The sequence below is a fragment of the Dorea acetigenes genome (assembly GCF_025567385.1).
Lineage (GTDB): Bacteria > Bacillota > Clostridia > Lachnospirales > Lachnospiraceae > Claveliimonas > Claveliimonas acetigenes.
Window position 1 is genome coordinate 1 of record NZ_JAOQJU010000017.1, and the last position, 1,584, is coordinate 1,584.

General features: G+C 47.6%; 1 protein-coding gene. It reads right to left on the reverse strand.

The annotated features are described in order from the left end of the window. A partial coding sequence (locus OCV99_RS12240; protein ID WP_262575583.1) for a bacterial Ig-like domain-containing protein occupies positions 1-1,584 on the reverse strand: 1,584 nt, incomplete at both ends.

Sequence of the window (1,584 nt, forward strand, 5' to 3'; positions counted from 1 at the left end):
TCGGTATCCGGTACCGCTGCCTTAACCGCTGCTTCCAAAGCTGTCTTGTCTGTTTCATTCGGTTTTTCCGCTTCTTTAACAGTTACCTTGAAGGTCGCTGTCTTTCCTTCGTACGTTACTGTTACCGTCTGCTCACCAGCCTTAGTCGTATCATAGCCGCTTACTTCGCAGTCTGCTGCCGCAATGTCCTTTGTTGTACCATCACTATAGTTAGCAGTTACTTTCATTCCGTCAAGGTCAAGCTCCTCCCCTGCCGTGTACTCCGTCTTCGTCGGTGCTGTTACCGTAATGGATTCTATCACAACCGGGGTCGGTTCTTCAATCTCTTTAAGGGCGTTCTGTGCATCTGTAAGTGCCTTTGTCGCGGAATTAACCTTCGTCTGGGTTGCCTCCTCGTCTGCATAAACTTCTTTAGCTTCTGCAAGAGCTTTCTCATAAGCTGCCCAGCTGGCTGCTTCATACTTATCCTTATCATCTAAGGATACTGCTGCTTTGATTGCCGCATCCAGTGCTGTCTTGTCTGCTTTCTTTGTTAATGCATTCTGTGCCTTCGTAAGCGCCGCTTCTGCCGCATTCACCTCTGCACGTGTTGCATTCTCATCATCATATACCGCTTGTGCGTCTGCAAGAGCGTCTTCATAGTTCTTCCAGCTGCTTGGTGTATAATCAGCTTCTTTGCCGACTTCCTTATCAATTGCTGCCTTCAGATCCGCTTTAATCTCTTCTTCCGTGAAGGTTCTTCCGATAATCCTGTAATTATCAATCTCCGCTGTCGCATATTCTCCAGTTTTCCAGGTAGAATAACCAATGTAAAGAACACTGTTCTCACCAAGAATGTCAGCCAATGAATATCCGCTTGCCGCTTCTGCAACCTGCTCACCATTGATATACAGAACTGTCTTATCCTTCAGATAAGAAACCTTTACATCCATCCATGCATTCTCGCCGGTCTCGTAATATGCTACAGCCGGTCTTGCTCCGGAGTTATTATAACGCTCTGCATTCACCGTTCCGCTGATATTAACAACGCCAATATAGTGCTCCTGCTGATACTTCTGCTCATTCGTATTCGGAGCTGCAAAGAATCCCCAGTTTGTTGCACTCGTTGACGGATTCATCTGGAAGGAGACTTCCACCTCGTCCATGCCCGTCAGAAGGCTGCTTCCGTCTTCCTTTGTTACCGTCAGGAACTGATCTGTTCCGTTCAGTTTCAGGGCTTTGCCGTTTCCTTCATGGTCTACTAAAGTATAGGTACCTTTCGCTTCAGCCTCTCCGCCATTGAAACCTTCTCCTTCAGTCGGTTCTTCGTCAAAGCTAAAGTCTGCCAGAAGCGTCCATCCTTCCGGAATCTCCGGTGTCGGTACATCACCCTTCTCAACCAAAGCATCTTTTGCTGCTGCAAGATCTGTTACTGCCTTATCTACAGCATCCTGTGTTGCGTTCTCATCAACCAGAACTGCCTGCGCTGCAGCCAGCACTTCCTGATAACTTGCCCAGGAATCTGCCGTATACTTCTCTTCATTCGTCTCAGCATTGTTAATTGCTTCCTGAAGAGCAGTCTTGCTTACTTCAGCTTCCGCTGCT